17 protein-coding genes and 5 pseudogenes are annotated in these 24,325 nt (G+C 66.6%); 16 read left to right on the top strand and 6 right to left on the bottom strand.

Annotated elements, in window-relative coordinates; all coding sequences use genetic code 11:
• The first annotated feature begins 187 nt into the window (after nt 1-187).
• The 3 genes and pseudogenes from pdhA (at nt 188) to KY499_RS05995 (ending at nt 3,852) form a co-directional block, all read left to right on the top strand.
• Nucleotides 188-1,432 carry a pyruvate dehydrogenase (acetyl-transferring) E1 component subunit alpha gene (pdhA, locus tag KY499_RS06005; protein WP_219886931.1) on the top strand — a complete coding sequence of 415 codons (1,245 nt, stop codon included), beginning with the start codon at nt 188-190 and terminating at the stop codon, nt 1,430-1,432.
• Nucleotides 1,432-2,442 (top strand): alpha-ketoacid dehydrogenase subunit beta, encoded by a 1,011-nt coding sequence (locus KY499_RS06000; protein WP_123254530.1) that lies wholly within the window; start codon nt 1,432-1,434, stop codon nt 2,440-2,442. The genes pdhA and KY499_RS06000 overlap by 1 nt, the downstream gene beginning before the upstream one ends.
• Nucleotides 2,439-3,852: pseudogene (locus tag KY499_RS05995) on the top strand (dihydrolipoamide acetyltransferase family protein). Before KY499_RS06000 ends, KY499_RS05995 begins: the two are co-directional and overlap by 4 nt.
• Nucleotides 3,853-3,891: 39 nt before the next feature.
• Here KY499_RS05995 and KY499_RS05990 read toward each other — a convergent pair.
• Nucleotides 3,892-4,356 carry a hypothetical protein gene (locus KY499_RS05990; protein WP_219886473.1) on the bottom strand — a complete coding sequence of 155 codons (465 nt, stop codon included), beginning with the start codon at nt 4,354-4,356 and terminating at the stop codon, nt 3,892-3,894.
• 416 nt (nt 4,357-4,772) lie between these two features.
• The gene (locus KY499_RS05985; RefSeq protein ID WP_219886471.1) at nt 4,773-5,408 is read right to left on the bottom strand and encodes a TetR/AcrR family transcriptional regulator; all 636 of its coding nucleotides are present in this window, start codon (nt 5,406-5,408) and stop codon (nt 4,773-4,775) included.
• 146 nt (nt 5,409-5,554) lie between these two features.
• On the opposite strand from KY499_RS05985, the gene KY499_RS05980 reads away from it, so the two are divergent.
• From KY499_RS05980 to KY499_RS05950, 7 genes and pseudogenes are all read left to right on the top strand, one after another.
• Nucleotides 5,555-7,162: a carboxyl transferase domain-containing protein gene (locus KY499_RS05980; protein WP_219886469.1), complete on the top strand. Its 1,608-nt coding sequence runs from the start codon at nt 5,555-5,557 to the stop codon at nt 7,160-7,162.
• Between the two features lie 7 nt (nt 7,163-7,169).
• A pseudogene (locus KY499_RS05975) lies at nt 7,170-9,402 on the top strand (acetyl/propionyl/methylcrotonyl-CoA carboxylase subunit alpha).
• Nucleotides 9,389-10,552 carry an acyl-CoA dehydrogenase family protein gene (locus KY499_RS05970; protein WP_123254524.1) on the top strand — a complete coding sequence of 388 codons (1,164 nt, stop codon included), beginning with the start codon at nt 9,389-9,391 and terminating at the stop codon, nt 10,550-10,552. Before KY499_RS05975 ends, KY499_RS05970 begins: the two are co-directional and overlap by 14 nt.
• A 60-nt stretch (nt 10,553-10,612) precedes the next feature.
• Complete coding sequence (locus KY499_RS05965; protein ID WP_123254523.1) at nt 10,613-11,404, top strand: CoA transferase subunit A; 792 nt, start codon at nt 10,613-10,615, stop codon at nt 11,402-11,404.
• Between the two features lie 2 nt (nt 11,405-11,406).
• Nucleotides 11,407-12,168 (top strand): CoA transferase subunit B, encoded by a 762-nt coding sequence (locus KY499_RS05960; protein WP_123254522.1) that lies wholly within the window; start codon nt 11,407-11,409, stop codon nt 12,166-12,168.
• A gap of 71 nt (nt 12,169-12,239) precedes the next feature.
• Nucleotides 12,240-12,771: pseudogene (locus tag KY499_RS05955) on the top strand (MaoC family dehydratase).
• Nucleotides 12,768-13,601: a CoA ester lyase gene (locus tag KY499_RS05950; protein ID WP_219886467.1), complete on the top strand. Its 834-nt coding sequence runs from the start codon at nt 12,768-12,770 to the stop codon at nt 13,599-13,601. Before KY499_RS05955 ends, KY499_RS05950 begins: the two are co-directional and overlap by 4 nt.
• Nucleotides 13,602-13,686: 85 nt before the next feature.
• Here the strand turns inward: KY499_RS05950 and KY499_RS18735 are convergent.
• From KY499_RS18735 to KY499_RS18725, 3 genes and pseudogenes are all read right to left on the bottom strand, one after another.
• Nucleotides 13,687-14,328 (bottom strand): annotated as a pseudogene (locus tag KY499_RS18735) (response regulator); the annotation flags it as partial.
• Between the two features lie 74 nt (nt 14,329-14,402).
• Entirely contained in the window at nt 14,403-14,573 is a 171-nt protein-coding gene (locus KY499_RS18730; RefSeq protein WP_375141136.1) for a hypothetical protein, read from the bottom strand.
• Between the two features lie 388 nt (nt 14,574-14,961).
• Nucleotides 14,962-15,891 (bottom strand): annotated as a pseudogene (locus KY499_RS18725) (PAS domain-containing protein); the annotation flags it as partial.
• Nucleotides 15,892-16,160: 269 nt separating this feature from the next.
• On the opposite strand from KY499_RS18725, the gene KY499_RS05935 reads away from it, so the two are divergent.
• From KY499_RS05935 to KY499_RS05925, 3 genes are read left to right on the top strand one after another with little or no spacing between them, the layout of a single operon-like run.
• Nucleotides 16,161-17,171 (top strand): tripartite tricarboxylate transporter substrate binding protein, encoded by a 1,011-nt coding sequence (locus KY499_RS05935; RefSeq protein WP_183164433.1) that lies wholly within the window; start codon nt 16,161-16,163, stop codon nt 17,169-17,171.
• A gap of 2 nt (nt 17,172-17,173) precedes the next feature.
• Nucleotides 17,174-17,695 carry a tripartite tricarboxylate transporter TctB family protein gene (locus KY499_RS05930; RefSeq protein WP_123254518.1) on the top strand — a complete coding sequence of 174 codons (522 nt, stop codon included), beginning with the start codon at nt 17,174-17,176 and terminating at the stop codon, nt 17,693-17,695.
• Complete coding sequence (locus KY499_RS05925) at nt 17,688-19,223, top strand: tripartite tricarboxylate transporter permease (protein WP_219886463.1); 1,536 nt, start codon at nt 17,688-17,690, stop codon at nt 19,221-19,223. The genes KY499_RS05930 and KY499_RS05925 overlap by 8 nt, the downstream gene beginning before the upstream one ends.
• A gap of 82 nt (nt 19,224-19,305) precedes the next feature.
• Here KY499_RS05925 and KY499_RS05920 read toward each other — a convergent pair whose 3' ends face one another.
• Nucleotides 19,306-20,760 carry a lipase maturation factor family protein gene (locus KY499_RS05920; RefSeq protein WP_375141122.1) on the bottom strand — a complete coding sequence of 485 codons (1,455 nt, stop codon included), beginning with the start codon at nt 20,758-20,760 and terminating at the stop codon, nt 19,306-19,308.
• Between the two features lie 129 nt (nt 20,761-20,889).
• On the opposite strand from KY499_RS05920, the gene KY499_RS05915 reads away from it, so the two are divergent.
• The 3 genes from KY499_RS05915 (at nt 20,890) to KY499_RS05905 (ending at nt 24,270) form a co-directional block, all read left to right on the top strand.
• Nucleotides 20,890-21,636, top strand: a complete 747-nt coding sequence (locus KY499_RS05915) for a sulfite exporter TauE/SafE family protein (RefSeq protein ID WP_258190989.1) — start codon at nt 20,890-20,892, stop codon at nt 21,634-21,636.
• 68 nt (nt 21,637-21,704) lie between these two features.
• On the top strand, nt 21,705-22,889 hold the full coding sequence (gene dxr / locus KY499_RS05910; RefSeq protein WP_123254515.1) for a 1-deoxy-D-xylulose-5-phosphate reductoisomerase: 1,185 nt from the start codon (nt 21,705-21,707) through the stop codon (nt 22,887-22,889).
• A gap of 49 nt (nt 22,890-22,938) precedes the next feature.
• A complete protein-coding gene (locus KY499_RS05905; protein ID WP_123254514.1) occupies nt 22,939-24,270 on the top strand; it encodes an RIP metalloprotease in 1,332 nt (443 codons plus the stop codon).
• Nucleotides 24,271-24,325: the final 55 nt, after the last annotated feature.

Raw genomic sequence — 24,325 nt, 5'->3', positions numbered from 1 at the left:
AAGATTAGCACGCCCGTACGCCCAGAAACAGAGCATAATGCTCAGTTATCGGGGGGCCGGTTGTGCCGGATGACTCGTGTGAGTAGGGTCACAAGTATCTGGGCAACGTCGCCCGGAGGGCTGGCGCGCAGCGGGATCACGAGTCCTGTGAGTGCCGGTCACGCAACGTCAGAAGGTGGCGGACAACGTGTTTACCGACGACGCGGGCAAGGGCGGCACAGCCGCCGGGGGCCCGGGAAATACTGCAGAACCATACCGGCGGATTGGTGGGGACCTGGTCCAGCTCATCACGCCGGCGGGCGAACGCATCAGCCACCCCGAGTTCGATCCCTGGCTCAAGGACGTCAGCGATGAGCAGCTCGGCTCGCTCTATGAAGACATGGTGGTCATCCGGCGGATCGACACGGAGGCGACCGCACTCCAGCGCCAGGGCGAGCTGGCCCTGTGGCCGCCGCTGCTGGGCCAGGAAGCCTCCCAGATTGGCTCCGTGCGGGCCCTGCGCGAGGACGACTTCATTTTCCCCAGTTACCGGGACAACGGCGTTGTGTATTGCCGCGGGGTCAACCTGACGGACATTGTGCGTGTCTGGCGCGGCAACGCCTCCTCCGGCTGGGATCCCTATTCGATCAACGTGGCCACCCCGCAGATCATCATCGGCGCTCAAACCCTGCACGCCACGGGCTACGCCATGGGCATCCAGAACGACGGCGCCGACTCGATCGCCATGACCTACTTCGGTGACGGCGCCACCAGTGAAGGCGACGTCAGCGAAGCCATGGTCTTTGCCGCGAGCTTCCAGTCCCCGGTGATCTTCTTCTGCCAGAACAACCACTGGGCCATCTCCGAACCAGTGAAGCTGCAGTCCCACATCCAGCTCGCGGACCGTGCCGCCGGCTTCGGCATCCCCAGCGTGCGGGTCGACGGAAACGACGTCCTGGCCGTTATGGCCGCTACCCGGATGGCAGTGGACCGCGCCCGCCGCGGCGGCGGACCGACCTTCATCGAGGCAGTCACCTATCGGATGGGTCCGCACACAACAGCGGACGACCCTACCCGCTACCGTGACGCCAACGAGCTCGAGGACTGGGCCGGCAAAGACCCGATTGCGCGCTTGAAGTCCCTGCTCGAACGTAAGGGGCTGCTCAGCGAGGAACTCGAGGCCGGCGTGTCAGCCAAAGCCGATGCTGTTGCCAAAGAGATGCGCGCCGGCTGCATCAGCATGGCCGAGCCTGAGCCAATGGACATCTTCAAGCACGTATACAGCACCCCCAACTCCGTCCTTGACCGCCAGCAGGACCACTATTCCCGCTACCTGGCGTCCTTCGATGATCCCTCCGCGGCCACGGCCGGCGACGGGGGAGACCAATATTCCAGCTACGTGGCCTCCTCCGGCGATCCCGAAGACGCCGCTTCCGAAGAAGGTGCACGCTGATGACGCAGATGACTTTCGCCCGAGCCATTAATTCGGGCCTGCGCAAGTCCCTCGAGCATGATTCCAAGGTGATCCTCCTGGGCGAGGATATCGGTACCCTGGGCGGAGTCTTCCGGGTTACCGACGGTCTGCAGAAGGACTTCGGGAAGCACCGGGTCGTGGATACCCCGCTCGCGGAATCCGGCATCATGGGCACCGCCGTCGGTCTGGCCTACCGGGGCTACCGCCCGGTGGTGGAGATCCAGTTCGACGGGTTCATCTACCCCGGATTCGACCAGATCGTCTGCCAGGTTGCCAAGCTCCATTACCGGACCCAGGGCGCAGTGAAGATGCCCATCACTATTCGCGTCCCGTTCGGCGGCGGCATCGGCTCGCCCGAGCATCACTCCGAATCCCCTGAAGCGTACTTCACGCACACCTCCGGCCTGCGCGTTATCAGCGTCTCCAACCCGCAGGATGCCTACACGATGATCCAGCAGGCCATCGCCTCGGACGATCCTGTACTGTACTTCGAGCCCAAGCGCCGCTACCACGACAAGGGCGAAGTGGACGAGTCCCAGGACCTGGCCGCCGCACTGTCGATGGAGCAGGCTCGCATCGTCACCGAGGGTAAGGACGTGACGCTCGTGGCATATGGACCGCTCGTCAAGACCGCCCGCGACGCCGCCTTGGCCGCCGAAGACGACGGCATCTCCATCGAGGTCATCGACCTGCGCTCGCTGGCGCCGGTGGACTTCGCTACCGTGGAGGCTTCCGTGCGGAAAACCGGCCGGCTCGTCATCACACATGAGGCCGGTCAAACCGGCGGCGTTGGCGCCGAGGTGGCAGCCGGCATCACCGAACGCTGCTTCCATTACCTGGAGGCGGCCCCGGTCCGGGTCACAGGATTCGACATCCCGTACCCCTACTCCAAGCTGGAAATGCACCATCTGCCGGGTCTGGACAGGATTCTGGACGGCGTCGACCGTGCCATGGGCCGCCCCAATTCCCTGAGCGGGCTGGAAGGATGAGCGCCACGATGATCAAGGAATTCAGGCTTCCGGACCTCGGTGAGGGCCTCACCGAATCGGAAATCGTCAGCTGGAAGATCGGGGTGGGAGACACCGTCGAGCTCAACCAGATTATTGCCGAGGTGGAGACGGCCAAGGCCGTGGTGGAACTCCCTTCCCCCTTCGCAGGTGTGGTCACCGCCCTGCACGAGCAGCCCGGCACCGTGGTGGAGGTCGGCAAGCCGATCGTCTCTTTCGAGATTGAGGACGACGGCGCCGGCTCGGCCAAGCGGGAGCCGAACCTGGTGGGCTATGGGGCGGTCCTTGAACACACCGGCCGGCCCGCCCGCCGCGCCCGCAACGTCGCCGCGTCCGCCGCAGCGGTGCCCGCGTCCGCCGCAGCGGTGCCCGCGCCGGCCTCAGCGGTGCCCGCGCCCGCCGTTGAACCCGCCGCCGTTGAGCCTGCGCCGGCAGCCGAAGATCTGCCCGCAACAGCACCGGCTGAGCGGCCGCGGTCCACGCCGCCGGTCCGCAAACTCGCGAAGGACCTCGGCGTCGACCTGGCAGCGGTGGCCGGTACGGGCGAGCGCGGGCTCATAACCCGAGACGATGTGCGGAACTTTGTGGGCGGCGGGGATCTGCCTGCGGCGTCCCACGGCCCGGCCGCCGGGTCTGCTGCTGAGGTGCCCGGATCCGACGAGAAGCAGGACGGGCAGTTCGGACAGCAGCCACGGGAGATCCGCACCGCCATCAGGGGGGTACGCAAGCTCACCGCCGCGGCCATGGTTTCCAGCGCTTTCACCGCACCCCACGCGACGGAGTTCCTGACCATCGACGTCACGCCGACGATGGAGCTGCTGGCGAAACTCAAAGCCAGCCGGGGCCTATACGGGCCTGAAACTCACTCCGCTGACCCTGGTGTCCAAAGCCGTGCTGATTGCGCTGCGGAACCACCCGACACTCAATACCCGCTGGGACGAGGCCCGCCAGGAAATTGTCCAGTTCAACTACGTGAACCTGGGGATTGCGGCCGCGACTCCCCGCGGGCTGACGGTGCCGAATATCAAGGACGCCGACCGGATGTCCCTCGTCGAGCTTTCCACCGCCCTGACCGGGCTTACGGACACGGCACGCGCCGGCAAAACCAGTACCACCGACCTCTCCGGCGGCACGATCTCCATCACAAACATCGGTGTGTTCGGAATCGACGCCGGGACCCCTATCCTCAACCCGGGCGAGGCCGCGATCCTCGCCGTCGGTGCCGTCCGTAAAATGCCGTGGGAGTTCCAGGATGAAGTGGCCCTGCGCCAGGTTATGACGTTGAGCCTGTCCTTTGACCATCGGCTGGTCGACGGGGAGCAGGGCTCCCGCTTCCTGCAGGATCTCGGCGCATTGCTGGCCGATCCGGGAATGGCCATGGCAATGGTCTAACGGCGTCCGGCGTCCGGCGGGTGCGTGCTGCTGGACGGCTCAGCCGAGGAAGCGGCGCAACGGGCGCGGGATCACGGACAAAGTCTCCATGCGGCGGTTCCCGTCCGCGCCGGCGGGTGCCTGGCAGTCGCGGTGGCGCGCGTTGCCGTGAGACTTGCCCGCCGGTGCCGGGAGCGTTGCCCCAAGGTCGTCGATTCGGCGCACCTGCTCCCTCATCGACTCCAGATGTGCGCTGAGGATATAAGGCCAGGGTCCGTCTTCCGGCGCGCCCAGGATCAGCTCCGGCAGTGATGCGTCGTCACTGACATCCCATTCCCGGGCGAGATCGATGACGGCGATGTCCCGGGCCAGCCCGGCGGCCCGTAGCGTCAGCACCATGTCATCCGCTGCCGGTGCAGTCCGGCACGGGGATCCGGACGCCGTGGTTTCGAGCGCGCAGATGAGCCCGTTCAGGACGCGCCGCTCCTGCCACAGATCCGCGGAGAGCTCGTTCGCCGCGGCCATGGATGATTCCGGCCGCGCCGATGCCCGGGCCGCACGGGATACCGGTTCAACAGCAGGCTTCCCCGGGTGGACACGTGATGTGCCAGCCGTCCCGGACGGGCACTGGTTTTCTGTTTCCATAGCGATTCAAGCCGCCCTAACGTTCCAGGAAAAAAGACGTGGCCGGAGTGCCCCCGTATTTGTTGTGTTCCTGCCTTGGAATCTAGGCCCGTAGGGGTGAGTCAGCCACCGTAGTCTTCCGGACGATTTACCTGCCCCGACGCGACTGACTACTTGGAATATGCCGACATCTACGTGTGGGATGCAGGGCAGAGCGTCGCGTTACAGCGCGAGGGACCCCTGTAATTACCCGCTGCTGGCGCGGAATTCCGCAGTGGTGGCCCGTGGAATTCAGGTGGAGTGGAAGGGCGTCCGGCTCAGGCTTCGGAATCTGCCGCTGCCAGGAGCGCCGCCATCGCCATGGCCTGCAGCAGCGGCCCGGCCCGCCTCGCGGCGATCCGGTGACCCTGGGCACGGACCGAGTGCGGGGTCGAGTTGATCAGACCGAAGGTCGCGTGGGCGCGCATCCGGAGCCCGGCCAGTTCGGTGTCCGGGTGGATCCCGGCCAGGACCTGAACCCAGAGTTCGACGTAGCTCCGCTGCAGGCTCCGCACCTCGGACTGGTCCGCCGCGGCGAGGTTGCTGAAGTCCTGGTCCTGGACCCGGATGACATCCGGATTCCGCAGGGCGAAGTCGACATGGAATGCGACGAGGCGGTCCAGTGCGGCAGTGCCGTCGGCATCGGCGACGACCCGGCGGCCGCCGTCGAGCAGGTTCTGGCTGACGCTGAGCAGCAGGGCGCCCAGTACCGCCTGCTTGCCGGAGAAATGCCGGTACACGGCCGGGCCGCTCACCCCGGCCGACGAGCCGAGATCCTCCAGTGAAACCCGGTGGAACCCCTCGGCGGCAAACAGGGCAGCCGCCGCCGCAAGCAGGGCCTGCCGCCGGCTTTCCTTGGCCTGGCTGCGTTGGGTCGCAGGGCCCTGCCCGGTTGTCTGGCTGAATTCAGTCACCGGCGCATCCTCATTCCCTGTACTTTGTGGTGGACATTACAGTTAATCCAGACTAACCTAAATTCCAGTTATACGGCACTAACCGAAATGGCCTGGACGAACGCCCCACGCCGGTCCCGGCACGGGGCCAGGAACGGAAGAAGTCAATGGAGACACTTGCCAGTACGGTCGATGCGGCAAGCCCCGCCTTCGCCGCGAACCGGGAGGCACAAGCAGGGCTGGCCCGGGAGTTAAAGGACCGGCTCGCGGCCGCTGCCCTCGGCGGACCGACGGCCTCCCGGGACCGCCACACCGCCCGGGGGAAACTGCTGCCGCGGGAACGCATTGACCGCCTGCTCGACGACGGCAGCCCCTTCCTGGAAATCGCGCCGCTGGCGGCCAACGGGATGTACAACGACGACTCGCCCGGGGCGGGCGTGATTGCCGGGATCGGACTGGTCCACGGCCGCCAGGTCCTGGTGATCTCCAACGACGCCACCGTCAAGGGCGGCACGTACTATCCGATGACCGTCAAGAAACATCTCCGGGCCCAGGAAATCGCGCTGGAGAACCGGCTGCCGTGTGTGTACCTCGTGGACTCGGGAGGCGCCTTCCTGCCCAAGCAGGATGAGGTTTTCCCGGACAAGGAACACTTCGGCCGAATCTTCTTCAACCAGGCCAGGATGTCCGCGGCGAAGATCCCGCAGATCGCCTCGGTGATGGGCTCCTGCACCGCCGGCGGCGCCTACGTTCCGGCGATGAGCGATGAAACCGTGATCGTCCGCAACCAGGGCACGATCTTCCTCGGCGGCCCGCCGCTGGTGAAGGCAGCGATCGGCGAGATTGTGACGGCCGAAGAGCTTGGCGGCGGTGATGTGCATTCGACGATCTCCGGCGTCACCGACCACCTGGCCGAAAATGACGAGCACGCCCTTCAGATCGTTCGCGACATCGTCGAGGCCCTGCCCCGGACCGCCGCGCCGGTCTGGGAGGTGGACACCGCCGTCGAGCCGGCAGCGGACCCGGAGGAGCTCTATGGTGCCGTCCCCACGGATGTCAACGCCCAGTACGATGTGCGGGAGGTCATCGCCCGGCTCGTGGACGGCAGCCGCTTCCACGAGTTCAAAAAGAACTACGGCACCACCCTGGTGACCGGTTTCGCCAGGCTGCACGGCCACCCCGTGGGCATCGTGGCCAACAACGGCGTGCTCTTCAGCGAGTCCTCGCTGAAGGGCGCGCACTTCATCGAACTGTGCGACCAGCGCGGCATTCCGCTGCTCTTCCTGCAGAACATCTCCGGCTTTATGGTCGGCAAGGACGCGGAGCAGGGCGGCATCGCCAAGAACGGCGCCAAGATGGTCAGCGCCGTCGCCACTGCCCGGGTACCCAAGCTGACAGTGGTGATCGGCGGCTCCTTCGGCGCCGGCAACTACTCCATGTGTGGCCGGGCCTACTCGCCGCGGTTCCTCTGGATGTGGCCAGCCGCCCGGATCTCGGTGATGGGCGGCAACCAGGCGGCCAGCGTCCTCGCGACCGTGAAACGGGACCAGTACGAAGCCCGCGGCGAGGACTGGCCCGCCGAGGCTGAGGAAGCCTTCAAGGCCCCGATCAGGGAGCAGTACGAGGATCAGGGCAGCCCGTACTACTCCACCGCCCGGCTCTGGGACGACGGCGTGATCGACCCCGCGGACACCCGCACCGTCCTGGGACTGGCGCTCGACGTCGTCTCCCGTACCCCGCTGCCGGAGACCTCCTTCGGCCTGTTCCGGATGTGAGCCAGCCATGACTATTCCTCTGACGGGCACCGGCTCCGCGCCGCACGCAACGCCCGAGCCTCCTCTGTTCAACACTGTCCTGGTGGCCAACCGCGGCGAGATCGCCTGCCGCGTGATCCGTACCCTGCGCACCCTGGGGATCCGCTCCGTGGCCGTCTATTCCGACGCTGACGCCGGTGCCCGGCACGTGCGGGAGGCCGACGCCGCCGTCCGGATCGGCCCGGCAGCGGCAATCGAGAGCTACCTCAAGATCGAGGCGATCCTCCAGGCCTGCCGCGACACGGGAGCCGAGGCCGTACACCCGGGTTATGGCTTCCTGAGCGAAAACGCCGACTTCGCCCGCGCCCTCGACGCCGCAGGTATCACGTTCATTGGCCCCGGAGTGGACTCCCTGAATGTCATGGGGGACAAGATCCGCTCCAAGAACCACGTTGCCGGGTACGGCGTCCCGGTGGTCCCGGGCATCGCCGAACCCGGTATGTCCGACGCGCAGCTGATCGAGGCCGCGCCCGGCGTGGGTTTCCCGCTGCTGATCAAACCCTCCGCGGGCGGCGGCGGCAAGGGCATGCACAGCGTTGAGGACCCGGCGGAGCTGGCCTCCACCCTGGCCACAGCCCGGCGGGTTGCGGCCAGTGCCTTTGGTGACGACACCCTCTTCCTGGAACGGCTCGTGACGACGCCCCGGCATATCGAGGTACAGATCCTGGCGGACAACCACGGCAACGTCATCCACCTCGGCGAACGCGAATGTTCCCTGCAGCGCCGGCACCAGAAGGTCATCGAGGAAGCGCCCTCACCCCTGCTGGAAGCCCTCAACGACGGCGGCGCCACCCGCGCGAGGATCGGCGAGGCCGCCTGCAACGCCGCACGCAGCGTCAACTACTCCGGCGCGGGCACCGTTGAATTCCTGGTCTCGGACAACGCCCCGGACGAGTTCTTCTTTATGGAGATGAATACCCGCCTGCAGGTCGAGCACCCCGTCACGGAGATGGTCACCGGCGTCGACCTCGTCGAATGGCAGGTCCGGATCGCCGCCGGCGAAGCACTCACCGTTGCTCAGGACGACGTCGTCCTCACCGGACATGCCGTAGAAGCCCGGATCTACGCCGAGATCCCGGAGCGGAACTTCCTCCCCTCCATTGGGCGGGTCGTGGTGCTGGACGAACTGCCCGATGCTGCAAATGGCAAGGTCAGGGTGGACTCCTCACTGCTGGAAGGCATGGTGATCTCCTCGAGCTATGACCCGATGATCGCCAAGGTCATCGCGTGGGGGGAGGACCGCAGCGCGGCCCTGGACACCCTGGACCGGGCGCTCGCCGGCTACACCGCGTTGGGCATCGATACCAACGTCGAATACCTGCGCCTGCTGATCAACGACGCCGACGTCCGCGCCGGACGGCTCGACACGGGCCCTGATCGGGCGCAAAATGCCGGACTTCACTTTCCGCCATCCGGGGGATTTTGAGATTGTTGCCGCTGCGCTGTTCGCCTTGGCGACGGAGCCGCACGACAATACCGCCCGGCCAGCCGGTCCCTGGCAGCGTCGCGACGGCTGGCGGCTTGGCGCCGACGCCCCGCGGCGGGTCAGCCTGGGCGTGCCCGACGGCGGGGTCGCCGCGATAGAGGTGTCCGGCGTGGCAGGGCAGGGCGCGGCGACAGTGACCATCAACGGCGGGCCGCAGCGCAAGGCCTCACTTCGGTTCCTCGACCGCGACCACGCAGAGCTGACCCTCGACGGCGAAGCCCGGGTGTATTCGCTCGTGCGTGCGTCGTCTGGACCCGTCTACGCCGGATCCGTCACACCGGGCGGGGACAACCCGACGCCGGGGGCGCCCACGGAGCTCTTCCTCGGCAATGAGGGATGGTCCTGCCGCCTTGAGTTGCTCACCCGGGAGAAAAGGCTTGCCCGCGTGCTGGCCGCCGTCGAACGCGTTGACGGCGCTGCGGACCCGGCGGTGCGTTCGCCGATGCCAGGCACCGTAGTCTCGGTGGCCGTCGGCAGCGGCGACCAGGTCCAGGCCGGACAGGTGCTGCTCTCAGTGGAGGCCATGAAGATGGAGCACCAACTCCTCGCCCCGCTCGCCGGCACCGTCCACCTCACCCTCAGCCTTAGCCCCGGCGACCTGGTCGCCGCCGGCCAGGTGCTCGCCACCATCCATCCCGCAACAGACGCACCCCACACAGCAACAGCCGGGGAAGCCACAGCCCAGACAAAGGAGTCACCCCATGGCCAGTTTTGAACTCAGCGAGGAATACCAGGACCTCAGCGACACCGTCCGCGAATTCGCCGACGAAGTCGTGGCCCCGGTCTCCGCCAAACACGACGAAGAGCACAGCTTCCCGTACGAGGTCGTCGCGCAGATGGCGGAAATGGGTCTCTTCGGCCTGCCGTTCCCGGAGGAATTCGGTGGCATGGGCGGGGATTACTTCGCCCTCGCCCTGGCACTGGAACAGCTCGGCCGGGTGGACCAGTCGGTCGCCATCACCCTGGAGGCGGGCGTTTCGCTGGGCGCCATGCCGATCCACCGCTTTGGCACCGAGGAGCAGAAGCAGGAATGGCTGCCGATGCTGGCCGCGGGCACGGCGCTCGCAGGCTTCGGCCTGACGGAGCCCGAGGCGGGATCCGACGCCGGCGGAACGAAGACCACTGCCCGGCTCGCGGACGGCCACTGGACCATCAACGGCAATAAGGAGTTCATCACCAACTCCGGCACAGACATTACCCGCCTGGTCACCGTCACCGCCGTGACCGGTGAGGAACAGCGTCCGGACGGCAGCATCAAAAAAGAAATCTCCACCATCCTGGTGCCCACCGGCACCCCCGGGTTCACGGCGGAGAAGGCGTACAACAAGGTGGGCTGGAACGCCTCGGACACTCATCCCCTGACGCTCAAGGACGTCCGGGTTCCGGAAGCGAACCTGCTGGGCGAACAGGGCCGCGGCTACGCAAATTTCCTCTCGATCCTGGACGAAGGTCGGATCGCGATCGCCGCCCTGGCCGTCGGCGCAGCCCAGGGCTGCGTGGATCAGTCGGTGAAATACGCCAAGGAACGCAGCGCCTTCGGGCGGAATATTGGCCAGTACCAGGCCATCGCGTTCAAGATCGCCCGGATGCAGGCCCGCGCGCACACGGCCCGTTTGGCCTACTACGATGCGGCGTCCCGGATGCTCGCCGGGAAGCCGTTCAAGACTGAAGCCGCCATCGCTAAGATGGTCGCAGGCGAGGCAGCCATGGACAACGCGCGGGATGCCACCCAGGTGTTCGGCGGCTATGGCTTCATCAACGAGTTCACCGTGGCACGCCACTACCGCGACTCCAAGATCCTGGAAATCGGGGAGGGCACCACGGAGGTGCAGCTGATGTTGATTGCCCGGGAACTGGGACTCTAACCGGGCCCCGATTCTCAAGCCAGCACCGGTCGAGCCTGTCGAGACCTGAAGGGATCAACGATGATTAATAAGGTTGTCGCCACCGCTGCCGAGGCCGTGGCCGATATTCACGACGGCGCCTCGCTGGCCGTGGGCGGCTTCGGGCTGTGCGGCATTCCCGTGGCCCTGATCGATGCCCTCCACCGGCAGGGAGCCACGGAGCTGGAGACCGTCAGTAACAACTGCGGTGTCGATGACTGGGGTCTGGGGATCCTGCTGCGGGACGGCCGGATCCGGCGCACCGTGAGCTCCTACGTGGGGGAGAACAAGGAGTTCGCCCGGCAATACCTCGCCGGCGAACTTGAAGTCGTCCTCACGCCCCAGGGCACCCTGGCCGAGAAGCTTCGCGCCGGCGGTGCCGGCATTCCGGCATTTTTCACGCCGGCCGGCGTTGGCACCCAGGTCTCCGAAGGCGGCCTGCCGCAGAAGTACGATGCCGTCGGCAACGTCGCCATCGCTTCGACGGCCAAGGAGGTGCGCAGCTTCGGCGGCGCCGATTACGTCCTGGAGGAATCCCTGACCCCGGACTTTGGGCTGGTCCACGCCTGGAAGGGCGACCGCCACGGCAACCTTGTCTTCCACGCCACTGCGATGAACTTCAACCCGCTGTGCGCCATGGCCGGGAAGATCACCATCGCCGAGGTCGAGGAACTTGTGGAACCGGGGGAGCTGGACCCGGAGCACGTCCACGTTCCGGGCATCTTCGTTCAGCGGGTGGTTCTGGCGCCCGCGGTCGAGAAACGCATCGAAAAACGGACGATTGCGGTGCCCGCGTCCGGCGGCCGCCACGCCACAGAGACGGCAGGAGCCTAGCCATGGAATCGAACAAGCTTACCGATGCCCCGCCCCGGCCCGAGGCAGTACGGCACGAGTACCGGCTGGCCGCCGTCGCCCATCAGGACGGTACGGACAAAAAAGGCTGGACGCGGAACGAGCTGGCGGCCCGGGTGGCGCAGGAACTGCACAATGGCCAGTACGTCAACCTGGGCATCGGAATGCCCACCCTGATCCCCAATTTCATTCCGGTCGGCGTGGAAGTGGTGCTGCATTCCGAAAACGGCCTGCTCGGCGTCGGCCCGTACCCGGACGAGGATGAGGTCGATCCTGACCTGATCAACGCCGGGAAGGAAACGGTCACGGTGAACCAGGGCGCCGCGTTCTTCGACTCCGCAACGTCCTTCGGGATGATCCGCGGCGGCCACGTCGACGTGGCCGTGCTGGGCGCCATGGAAGTGGCTGCCAACGGGGACCTGGCGAACTGGATGGTCCCGGGGAAAATGGTCAAGGGCATGGGCGGTGCCATGGACCTGGTCTTCGGGGCCAAGAAGGTGATCGTGATGATGGAGCATGTCGACCGGAACGGCGGGCCCAAAATCGTCGACCGTTGCACACTGCCCCTGACGGGCAGGGCGTGCGTGGACCGGATCATCACCGACCTTGCCGTGATCGACGTGGTGACCGATGGCGGGGCGTCCCGCCTGGTGCTGCGCGAACTCGCCCCGAACGTCTCGGTGGAGGACGTCGCCGCGGCGACCGGCGCTGAACTCTTTGAGGAAGACCAGGAACTGACGGTATGACTGAGGAAACACCTGCGTCCGAACGCGATCACCCCGAACGCGATGACCCCAAACCTCGCGGCTCCGAACGCCTGGCCCCGGACCGTCCTGCCCGGGTGATCGAGCAGCGCGGTCTCTACTTCGATGAACTCGACGAGGACGTCGTCTACGCGCACCGGCCGGGCCGGACCGTCACCGAGACGGACAACGTCCTGTTCACCACCATGACCATGAACACCCAGGCGCTGCACCTGGACGCGGCGTGGAGCGCAGGCCAGCCTTTTGGCCAGCGGCTGATGAACTCAATGTTCACGCTCGCCACGGTGGTGGGCCAGTCCGTGCCGCAATTGACGCAGGGCACCATCATTGCCCAGCTGGGCCCTGACAGATGTGTCCTTCCCGCATCCGCTCTATCACGGCGACACGCTCTATACGGAAACCGTTGTCACCGGCAAGCGGCTCTCGGCAACCCGCCCGGGACAGGGAATCGTCACCATGAAACACACCGGCCGGAACCAGCATGGGGACGTCGTGGCCCTGGCCACCCGCAGCTGCCTGATGTGGACGCGCGAGGCCCACGCCGAGGCGCAGAAGACACCGCAACAGAGGACAATGAACGCATGAGTCTATTGATGGGCCCGGCCCTGCTGTTTTGCCCAGCCGACCGTCCCGAGCGCTACCAGAAAGCTGCCGAGCGGTCCGACGGCGTGATCGTCGACCTCGAGGACGCCGTCGCCCCCGCGGACAAACAGCGGGCCCGGGGCGCCATCCTCGCCCAGCTCGGCGCCAACGGCGACGTCCCCGAACTCGATCCGAGCAGGACCATCATCCGGGTCAATCCGGCCGGAACGGAGGAGTTCGAGAAGGACCTGCACTGCCTCAAGCACACCCCGTACCGGCACATCATGCTCGCCAAGGCAGAAGACCCGGCCCAGCTGACGGCGCTCGCGGACTTCAGTGTGATCGCGCTTTGTGAGACCGCCGCCGGCATCCTGAACGCCGCGGCAATCGCCGCCGAACCAAACGTGGCGGGCCTGATGTGGGGTGCCGAGGACCTGATCGCTTCCTTGGGCGGGACCTCCAGCCGGACAGGGAGGGGTGACTACCGGGCCGTCGCCCTGCACGCACGCTCCACCGTGCTGCTGGCCGCGCGCGCCTTCGGCAAGGAAGCCATCGACTCCGTTTACGTCAACATTCCGGACCTGGATGGCCTGGCGCGGGAGGCCCACGACGCTGTCGCGTCCGGGTTCGGCGCCAAGGCCTGCATCCACCCGGACCAGGTTGCCGTAGTCCGCGGAGCCTATGCACCCTCCGAAACCGACATCGCCGCGGCAACCGAGCTGCTCGACGCCGCCGCCTCCGCAGGCACCGGAGTCTTCCAGTTCCAGGGCAAGATGATCGACGGGCCCATCCTCAAGCACGCCGAGTCCATCCTGCGAAGGGCCGGGCACTAAGGCACGCACGGCGGTTTGCCACAATCGGCCGGAACGCTGCTCCTATTCCGGCCCCCTGTGGCAAAGGAACGCTACGGGTCCCGGATCAGTGCTTCCACACGTACCGGTTCTCCGGCCGCCCTGCCGTGCCGTACCGTGGCGTGAGCCGGACGGAGCCCTGCACGACCAGATACTCCAGATAACGCCGGGCACTGACCCGGGACAAACCGACCTGCAGCGCCATCCCCGCCGCGGAGACATCCGCACTGCCGGACCGCAGCGCGTCGATGACGGCATCGAGGGTGGGGCGGGAGAGGCCCTTGGGCAGTCGCGCGGCCGCCGCACGGGGTTCCTCCGCTCCTCCGGCGAGGAGAGCCCGGCGGGAGGGGGCAACGAGGCGGTCGATGTGCTCCTGCTCCAGCGGGCCCGCCGACAGTCCGGCGGCGAGATCCCGGCGCAGGAGCAGGTACTCGTCGAGCCGGTCGTTCAAGGCCCGGGAGGTAAAGGGCTTGACCAGATAGTGCAGCACACCTCCCGCCATCGCCCCGCGCACCGTGTCCAGCTCCCGCGACGCGGTGATGACCAGAACGTCCACCGGGTGCCGGCGGTTCCTCAGCCGGTACAACACGTCCAGGCCTGTCATATCAGGAAGATGGATGTCCAGGAGAACCAGGTCCGGCCGCAGGTCGGCCGCCAGGTCCAGACCGTGCTGGCCCGTGTGGGCCATGCCAACGACCTCGAAGCCGCCCCGGGCCAGCAGGAAGCCATGATGGATTCCGGCTACGGCAATGTCATCATCGACGATGAGGGTGCGTATGGGATTCATTGTTTCTGGAGTTCCGCCTCGTGTGGACCGAGTACCACGGTAAAGCACGCGCCGCCCAGGGCCGAGGTCGTGACATCCGCCCGGCCGCCCCGCCGTCCGGCAACCCGCTGCACGAGCGCCAGCCCGAAGCCGCGGGAGTTGATCCCCCCGGTCTCCTTGCTGGTCATCCCAACGTCGAACACGGCCGTCCGCTCCCGCTCCGGCACACCGGGGCCCGTCGTCTTCGACTGTGACTGTCCGTTCCCCGTCCGCGAACTCAGCCAGTCGGATGGCGATGGTGCTGTCATAGCCCGTGGCGTCCACCGCATTGTCGATCAGGTTGCCCAGGACCGTGATGATGTCTCCGGTCCCGTCCGGCGTGCAGACCGACTCCGGGCTCACGAGGATCTCAATGCCCCGCTCGGCACAGACGGTGGACTTGGCGATCAGCAGCGCCTGCACATCGGGATCCGTGATGCCGGCGGCGGGGGACCCGTTCACTACGGCGGCGTCGCTGTGACTCCGCCCCAGGTAGTCGATGGCTTTGGCTTGTTCGCCCAGTTCCAGCAGCCCGGAGATCACATGCAGTTTGTTCGCGAACTCATGCGCTTGCGCCCGCAGCGTCTGGGTCACGTCAAGGGCGCCGTCGAGGTCGCGCAACATGGTGTGCAGTTCGGTGCGGTCCCGCAGGATCAGGACCTTGCCAACCTCACGGCCGTCCACCGTGGCCGCATTGACCTTGCCCAGCAGGATCCGTTCCCCGGACAGGACGAGTTCCTCCGTGGCGGAACCGGCGGCCAGCAGCCGGTGGATGCCGGGCTCCAGGCACTGCATCGCCGGTGAACCCGAGACGTCTCCGCCGATCCCAAGCAGGCGGCGTGCCTCGTCGTTCACGAGCGCAACCTTCCCGTCGGCGTCGACCGCCACGAGACCTTCGCCCAGGCCGTGCAGCATGGCGTCGCGGGTTTCGAGGAGTGCCGCGATGTCTTCGGGTTCCAGCTTGTAGATCCGTCGCCAGACGAGCTTGGAGATGTACATCGCCCCGAGGGAGCCCAGAAGGGCCGCGCCGAGAAGCCAGCCAAAGAGCTGGGGCAGGTCCTCATACAGATCCTCGGCCAGGGTGCTCTCCAGCACGCCCACGGAGGCCGTGCCAATCACCGTGCGCCCCGCGGCGTCGTGAATCGGGACCTTGACCCGCCAGGACTCTCCCAGCGTCCCGGTCTGTGTTCCGACATATATATCCCCGGAGAGCGGAACCGAGGGATCGGTGGAAACGCGCCGGCCGATTTCGGCCGGATTCGGATGTGAATGCCGGACACCGTTCCGGTCCGTCACGACGACGTAGGTGACGGACGAGGCCTGCCGGATCACTTCGGCGATGGGTTGAATGGTCAGGGCCGGGGAATCGGTGTCGAAGGCGCTGACAACCGACGGCAGCCGGGCCACGCTTTCGGCAACGCCGATCAGGCGTCCCTTGTAGGCATCGCGCAGCTGCTGCTCCTGCATCCTGATCGTGACCGCCCCGACCGCCGTAAGGACCGCCAGGACAATGCCGAGCTGCAACGCGACCAGCTGGAAGCGGAGGGGAATCCTGTGAACCATCTCACAAGTTTCCCACCCCGGGGACGGGCGGACAGCCGGAATCCGGGTTGCGGCCGTGACCAATATGACCACTACCACCGCTACGTCCGAATACTGTTCGCCGCCGCGGCCCGCTCCTAATGTCGTGGGAGTGATCAACGATGACGTGCATCACATCCCAACGAGGAGTAACTATGACTTCGAACTTCACCCGCCGCGCCGCCCTCGCCTCCGGGGCCGCCGGTATCGTCCTTGCTCTGTCCGCCTGCGCTGGCGGCTCAACCGGCGCCGCTGCCGTTCAGTCAGCCGACGCCGAAGCGGTCAAAAAGCTGAGCATCATCGTCCCCGCGAACCCGGGCGGCGGCTGGGACCAGACCGGCCGCGCCATGCAGCAGGGCCTGCAGACCAACAACCTCGTCGGCTCAGCCCAGGTCACCAACATCGGCGGCGCCGGCGGCACGAACGGGCTCGCCAAGCTGGCCACCGAAAAGGACGCCAATACACTGATGGTGATGGGCTACGTCATGGTCGGAGCCGTGGAGACCAACGGGGCCAAGAGCCGTCTGGAGGACACCACTCCGATTGCACGCCTGACCGAAGAACCACTCGTCCTGGTGGTTCCGGAGTCGTCGCCGTACCAGAGCGTCCAGGACCTCGTCGCGGACATCAAGGCCAACGGCAAGGGCGTCGCCATCACCGGCGGCTCGGCCGGCGGCGCCGACCACATCCTGGCCGGCCAGATCCTCAAATCCCAAGGCGTCGAAGCGGACAAGCTGAACTACATCGGCTACTCCGGCGGCGGCGAATCCATTGCCGCGCTGCTTGGCAATAAAGTCCAGGCCGGAATCTCCGGCGTCGGCGAATACGCCGAGCAGGTCAAGGCCGGCAAGGTCCGCGCGCTTGCCGTCTCCGGCAAAACCGAAGCACCCGCGCTGCCGGGCATCAAACCGCTCACGGACCAGGGGATCGACGTCGTTCTGACCAACTGGCGCGGCGTCGTGGCGCCGGGCTCCATCGACGACGCCCAGCGTGCCAAACTGACCGACCTCGTCAGCAAACTGCACGACTCCTCAGACTGGAAGACCACGCTTGCCACCAATAACTGGGACGACGCCTTCCTTGCCGGAGACGACTTCAAGTCCTTCCTGACCGCGGACATCGCCAACGTCAAGACCACGCTGTCCGAGATCGGCCTGGTCAAGTAACTATGTCCAGCCATGTCACAACGTCCGTCCCGCGGCCCACGGGAGAGATCCTGTTTGCCCTCGTGTTCGTCAGCGTGGGCGTGGCGGGACTCCTGACGGCGGGATCGATCCCGATCCCGCCGTCAGAAACCGGAATCGGCCCGCGGGCCTTCCCGTACATCGTCTGCGGCTTGCTGGTGCTCCTCGGCACCGGGATCGTCGCACAGGTCCTCCGCGGCAAGGTGGGGCAGGCCGAAGAGGGCGAAGACCTCGACGCGTCCGCCAAGACCGACTGGGTGGCCCTCGCCAAGCTCGTCGGATTCGTGATCCTGCACATCTTCCTGATTGAATCCGCCGGCTGGCCGGTGGCCGCCGCCGTGCTGTTTACCGGTGCCGCGTGGTCCCTGGAGGCCAGGCCGCTCTGGAAAGCGATCGGTATCTCCGTGATCCTGGCCCTGGTGCTGCAGTACGTCTTCGGCGGGCTGCTGGGCGTCTCGCTCCCGCCGGGACCGCTGCTTGAGGGGGTGCCGTTCTTCCGTGGATAGCTTCATGTTGCTTCTTGAAGGATTCGCGACGGCGTTGCAGCCCGTCTACCTGCTCTACGCCCTCGGCGGCGTCTTCGTCGGCACCGCAGTCGGCGTCCTGCCGGGCATCGGCCCCGCCATGACCGTGGCCCTGCTGATGCCCATCACCTACTCGCTGGACCCGGCCGCGGCGCTGATTGTTTTCGCCGGCATCTACTACGGCGGGATGTACGGCGGCTCCACCACGTCCATTCTGCTCAACACACCGGGCGAATCGGCCTCGATCGTCACGGCGCTCGAAGGCAACAAGATGGCCAAGGCCGGCAGGGGAGCGGCGGCTCTGGCGACGGCGGCGATCGGCTCGTTCATCGCCGGCACGATCGCGACCGTGCTGCTGACCTTCCTGGCTCCCATCGTCGCCGACCTTGCCGTGGGCCTGGGCCCGGTGGACTACGTGGCGCTGATGGTGGTGGCCTTCCTGACCGTGGGCGCGCTGCTGGGCGCCTCGGTCCTGCGCGGCCTGGCCTCGCTGGCCCTTGGACTCTTCATCGGCATGGTCGGCATTGATGACAGCACTGCACAGCAGCGCTTCACGTTCGACAACCCCAATCTGGTGGACGGCATCGACATGGTACTCGTCGCCGTGGGACTCTTTGCCCTCGGTGAGGCCCTGTACGTCGCATCAAAGCTCCGGCACGGCCCGGTCGAACTGATCCCGGTGAGCAAGGGCAAGAACGCCTGGCTGTCCAGGGAGGACTGGAAGCGGTCCTGGAAGCCGTGGCTGCGCGGGACCTTTATCGGCTTCCCGATCGGCACGGTTCCGGCCGGCGGCGCGGACGTGTCCACGTTCCTGTCCTACGCGGCCGAACGCAGGCTGGCCAAGGGCGAGAACAAGGCCCAATTTGGCAAGGGCGCCATCGAAGGCGTGGCGGGTCCGGAAGCGGCAAACAACGCCGCTGCCGCCGGCGTGCTGGTGCCGCTGCTGACCCTCGGCATCCCGACGACGGCGACGGCGGCGATGATGCTCACCGCGTTCCAGCGCTATCAGATCCAGCCCGGCCCGCTGCTGTTCGAGAACCAGAGCGCCCTGGTCTGGACCCTGATCGCCTCCCTGTATGTGGGGAATCTGATGCTGCTGGTGCTGAACCTGCCGCTGGTGGGTCTCTGGGTGAAGATCCTGCAGATCCCAAGGCCGTACCTGTACGGCGGCATCCTGGTCTTCGCCGCGCTGGGGGCCTTCTCGGTGAACTTCTCCACCGTCGACGTCGGCATCCTGCTGGTAGTCGGGATCCTGGGCTACTTCATGCGCCGCTACGGCTACCCGGTGGCGCCGATGGTGGTGGCGATGATTCTGGGCCCGATGTTTGAAGTGCAGCTGCGTCGCTCGCTGCAGCTCTCCCAGAACGATCCCGTGGCACTGGTCTCCTCGCCCTTCACGATCGTGGTCTACGCCTCCATGGCCCTGATCTTCGCAGGATCGTGGTGGCTGCGCCGCCGGCAGGCCGCGCTGGAGGCGGTTGAGCCGGCGAAGGAGGAAATCTCCGCTTAGGAACCACCTGCCGAGGATCAGCCGAATGGCCCGTGGTGCGCGCACAGCGCTGCCGCGGGCTGTTCGGCTGCCGTCGAAGAGTTCAGTCCTCTGGCGGTAGCGACACCGGCGGGATCGCCATGTACAGCGGGGTCCGAATCCAGCGCTGCCCGGTCTCGCGGAATTCCGCCCGGGTGGCGAAGCGGTACAGGCAGGCGCGCGCCCGCACCCAGCGGGGGCATCCGCCGTCAAACGGGTCCAGGCGCAACAGCCGCAGCGTGGGCCGGTCCGCCGTCAGCAGCCTGGCGAGGAAGGCGTAAAACCATTCCTCGTGCACGGTGCGCAGCGGCAGGAACCACATCAGCCAGTCGAGGCGCAGATGGTACGGCGCCCACTGACGCGGAAGACGGCGGACATCGCCGGGCTTTCCACGGAAGCCATACTCCCGCCAGCCGGCGTCGTCGTCGGGATCTTCGGCGAAGGTTCCTTCCACCACGATTTCGATCCGCCGCTTCGTGACCGTACCAAAGGCCCCATAGGTGTTGCCCAGCTGCCAGCGGTTGAAGCTGGCGTTCATCAGCTGGTGGCGGGAGAAAAGGTTTTCGACCGGCCGGTAGCTGAGCGCAACGAGCAAGACCGTCACGGCCAGGATCACCACGAGCCACCACAGCGGCGTCGAGGCAGCACCGGCGGGCCCCCAATCCGCGGGAATGGCCGGCACAAGAGCGTGCGCCACGGGGTCGCTGATCGCCGCGAATGCAAGCACCACCGCCATCCAGTTCAACCACGCAAAGTTTCCGGTCGCCACCAGCCAGAGCTGGGTGAAAATGATGATGCCCGCCGCGGCGCTGGCCAGAGGCTGCGGGGCAAAAAGGAAAAACGGCACTACCAACTGGGCGAAGTGGTTGCCGAGAACCTCCATCCGATGGACCCGACGGGGCAGCAGGTGCGCCTGCCGGCTCAGCGGGCCCGGCATCGGCTGGGTCTCGTGATGGTAGTAGAGGGCCGTCAGGTCCCGCCACTCCCGGCCGCCGCGGATCTTGATCATGCCGGCGCCGAACTCCAGCCGGAACACGAGCCACGCCAGCATGATGAGGATTGTCCGCGGCGGGGGAGTCTGGTCAGAGCCCAGGAAGGCTGCGATGAAGCCCGCTTCGAGCAGCAGCATCTCCCAGCCGAAACCATAGAACGTCTGGCCGACATTAACGATTGACATGTACAGCCACCACAGCGCCAGGAAAGCGAGCAACGGCAGCCACGGCGGCCCGGCCTGCGGCAGCCCCGCGATCAGCGTGCCGGAAACCGCCAGGCCCGTCCAGCAGACGCCGCGGAAGAGCCGGTCCGAGTAGTGCCAGCGGAACAGGGTGGGCCGGCCCAGGCGGCTGACGCCGGCCAGGAAGTCCGGCACCGGCAGGAGCCCGCGCTCGCCGAGCAGGGCCGGGAATTGGTTGAGCGAGGACAGGAACGCCACGAAGTAGAGCGCCGCGATGCCGCGCTGCAGGACCTGCCGGGCAAATTCATACTCCGGTGCGTCCAACCACGCAGCCCACTCCACCATCCCCACGTTACGCCTGCCGCCGACCCGGGACGACCCGCCGGGACTGGCTGCGCGACTGGCTGCGGGGCTGGCTGCCGGGGCTGCCCGCCGGCGGGACAGAGCGGCTGAAGCTCACGGTACTAGGATCGAATGATGTTTGCTTTGGTGCTCTTCGCCGTAGTGGCTGGGGCACTGGCCCAGCGTCTTGCCGGCCTCGGCTTCGGCCTGCTGGTCGCTCCGTTCCTCGTGGTACTGCTGGGTCCGTTTGACGGCGTGATGATCGTCAATCTCTGCGGCGCGACGTCGTCATTGCTGATCCTGTCCAGGGTGTGGCGGTATGTCGAGTGGAGGCGCTACGCCGGACTGGCGGCCTCGGCCCTCCTGGGGGTGGTGCCCGGCGCCTGGCTGGCCAGCCACGTTCCCGCGGCCGCCCTGGAAGTCTGCATCGGCGTGCTGCTGTTCATCGCCCTGGCGGCATCACAGCATCTGAACCGCAGGTCATGGCACGCCACCGGCCCGGTGCCCATGGTGACGCTCGGGTTTTCCAGCGGCCTCATGAACGCCGCCGCCGGCGTTGGCGGGCCGGCAATGACCGCCTATGCCATCGCCACCCGCTGGGACCAGAAGGGCTTCGGCGCCACCCTGCAGCCCTACTTCATCACCACCGGGCTGTCATCGCTGCTCAGCAAGTACTTCTTCTCCGGCGGCCACCTTCCCGCCCTGGCCGGCTGGCAGTTGCTGGGTATCCTCGGGGCCATGGTCGTGGGCATCGCGGCGGGGGACCTGCTCTCAGGCCGGATCCGCCCGGTGGTCGTCCGCGGCATCGTCATTGGCATTGCCTACGTGGGCGCGGTCACGACGGTGATCAAGGGTGCCTGGGAACTGGCATACGGGTAGCCGTCGGTGAGGTGCGGCCGCGGGAGCGCGAGTCCTCGCGGGAAGATCCGGTGCGGGATACTTAAGCAATGCAGCCGCGCAAGATCGTTATCCTCGGGTCCACCGGTTCCATCGGCACACAGGCGATTGACGTCGTCGACGGCGCCCCTGACCTTTTCGAGGTCGTAGCGCTCAGTGCCGGCGGCGGCAACCCCGGGCTCCTCGCCCGCCAGGCCGTGCATACCCGTGCCCACGCCATCGGGATCGCGACCGGCGACGCGGCCACGCTGCAGTCCCTCATTTCCGACGCCGCGCTCGCCGCCGGGTTGATTGGCTACCGGCCGGACATCATCACCGGCCCGGATGCCGCCACCAGGATTGCGGAGATCGACGCCGACGTGGTCCTGAACGGCATCACCGGCTCCATCGGGTTGGCGCCAACCCTCGCCGCGCTCAAATCGGGTGCGACCTTGGCGCTCGCGAACAAGGAATCGCTGATTGTGGGCGGCGCCCTTGTGAAGGCCGCAGCCCGGGAGGGCCAGATCGTGCCCGTGGACTCGGAACACTCGGCGATCGCCCAGTGCCTGCGTTCGGGGACAGCGGCCGAGGTGGACCGGCTGGTCCTGACAGCGTCCGGCGGGCCCTTCCGCGGCAAAACCCGAAACGAACTCCACCACGTCACGCCGCAGGACGCCCTTGCGCACCCCACCTGGGACATGGGCCTGATGGTCACCACCAACTCCGCCAGCCTCGTCAACAAGGGCCTGGAACTGATCGAGGCCCATCTGCTCTTCGACATCCCGCTGGAAAAGATCGACGTCGTGGTCCATCCCCAGTCCGTGGTCCACTCCATGGTCCAGTTCATCGACGGGTCCACCATTGCGCAGGCCTCCCCGCCGGACATGCGCCTGCCAATCGCCCTGGGCCTGGGCTGGCCCGCGCGCGTGCCGGGGGCAGCCAGTTCCTGTGACTGGACCAAGGCTGCGAGCTGGACGTTTGAGCCGCTCGATACCGTGGCGTTCCCCGCCGTTGGACTGGCAAAAGACGCGGCCCACCGGGGGAGTACCTACCCGGCCGTGTTCAACGCCGCCAACGAGGAGGCCGTTACGGCCTTCCATGCGGGCCGGATACGCTTCACCGACATCGTCGATACGATCGAAGCAGTACTCAGCGAGCATGCAGGGTCCTCCGGGCTGACGCTGGAGTCCGTGCTGGAAGCTGAACGGTGGGCACGCGCGCGGACCCACGAACGTTTGGCCATAAGAAGCATTTAGTCGCAGTCCCCAGTAGCCGAGAAGTCCCAGGAAGCAGCAGATCACGTCCATGAGCCCCGTCCTCCTCTTCATCCTCGGTGTCGTCTTCGTGGCGATCGGTATTGCCGTGTCCATCGCCCTGCACGAGGTGGGGCACCTGCTGCCGGCCAAGCTGTTCAAGGTCCGGGTCACCAAATACATGATCGGGTTCGGACCGACCCTCTGGTCCAAGCGCCGGGGAGAAACCGAATACGGCGTCAAGGCCATCCCGCTGGGTGGCTTTGTATCCATGATTGGTATGTACCCGCCAAATAAGGACGACGGCACGGTCCGCACCTCGAGCACCGGTATGTTCCAGTCGCTTGCCACCGACGCCCGTTCCTTCGCCCATGAGGAAGTTGGCCCCGAGGACGAGCGCCGGGTTTTCTACCGCCTTCCGGTCTGGAAGAAAATGATCATTATGCTCGGCGGACCGGCGGTGAACCTGCTGATTGGTGTTGTTCTCACGGCAGTCCTGCTGATGGGGTTCGGAGTGGCGGCACAGACCACCACCGTCGCGAACGTCTCGAAGTGCCAGGTCGAGGCCGGGCAGACCATCGATCCGGACTCCGCCGACTGTATCCCCACCCCCGCAGCAGCCGCCGGTCTCCGGCCCAATGACGTCATCACCAACTTTGACGGCAAAGCCGTCACCAGCTGGGACGAACTCACCGGCTGGATCCGCGCGTCGGCGGGCAAACAGGTCAGCCTGACCGTCCAGCGCGACGGCGCGTCCGTCGCGACCACGGTCACCCCGGTCCTCTCCGCCCGTCCGGTGGTTGGCGACGACGGCCGGCAGGCAGAGGACGCCGACGGCAAGCTGCTGTACCAGGATGTCGGATTCCTTGGCATCGGGGCCCAGACCAAGCTCGTGCAGCAACCGGCCTCGGAAGTACTCCCGATGTCGGGCGAAAACATCCGGCTGATCTCCGGTGTGATCCTGAACCTGCCGGCCCGGGTGGCCGGCGTGGCGGAGGCTGCGTTCAGTGACGAGCCCCGGGACCCCAACGGGCCCATCAGCGTGGTCGGAGTGGGCCGGGTGGCCGGCGAGGTCGCCGCGATGGAGGAGGTCCCGCTGATGTCCAGGTTCGGGGCCCTGATCGGGTTGCTTGCCGGACTCAATTTTGCGCTTGCGGTTTTCAACCTGGTGCCGTTGCTGCCGCTCGACGGCGGCCATGTGGCGGGCGCGCTGTACGAAGGCGCCCGCCGCCAGCTGGCCAAACTGTTCGGCCGCCCGGACCCCGGCGCCTTCGACCTGGCAAAGATGCTGCCGGTGACCTATGTCGTGGCGGTGCTGCTGATGGGAATGGGTGCGCTGCTGATTTACGCCGACATCGTCAAGCCCGTAAACCTGTTCGGCTGATTGTCGTAAAGCAGCTCCTTTCGACTGATTTTACAGAATCAGCTCATAGTGATTG

Origin of the sequence: Arthrobacter sp. PAMC25284 (assembly GCF_019443425.1) — a bacterium.
Classification (GTDB): domain Bacteria; phylum Actinomycetota; class Actinomycetes; order Actinomycetales; family Micrococcaceae; genus Arthrobacter; species Arthrobacter oryzae_A.
The sequence above is the reverse complement of the archived record's forward strand: the minus strand, read 5'-3'. Positions and strand labels throughout refer to the sequence as shown.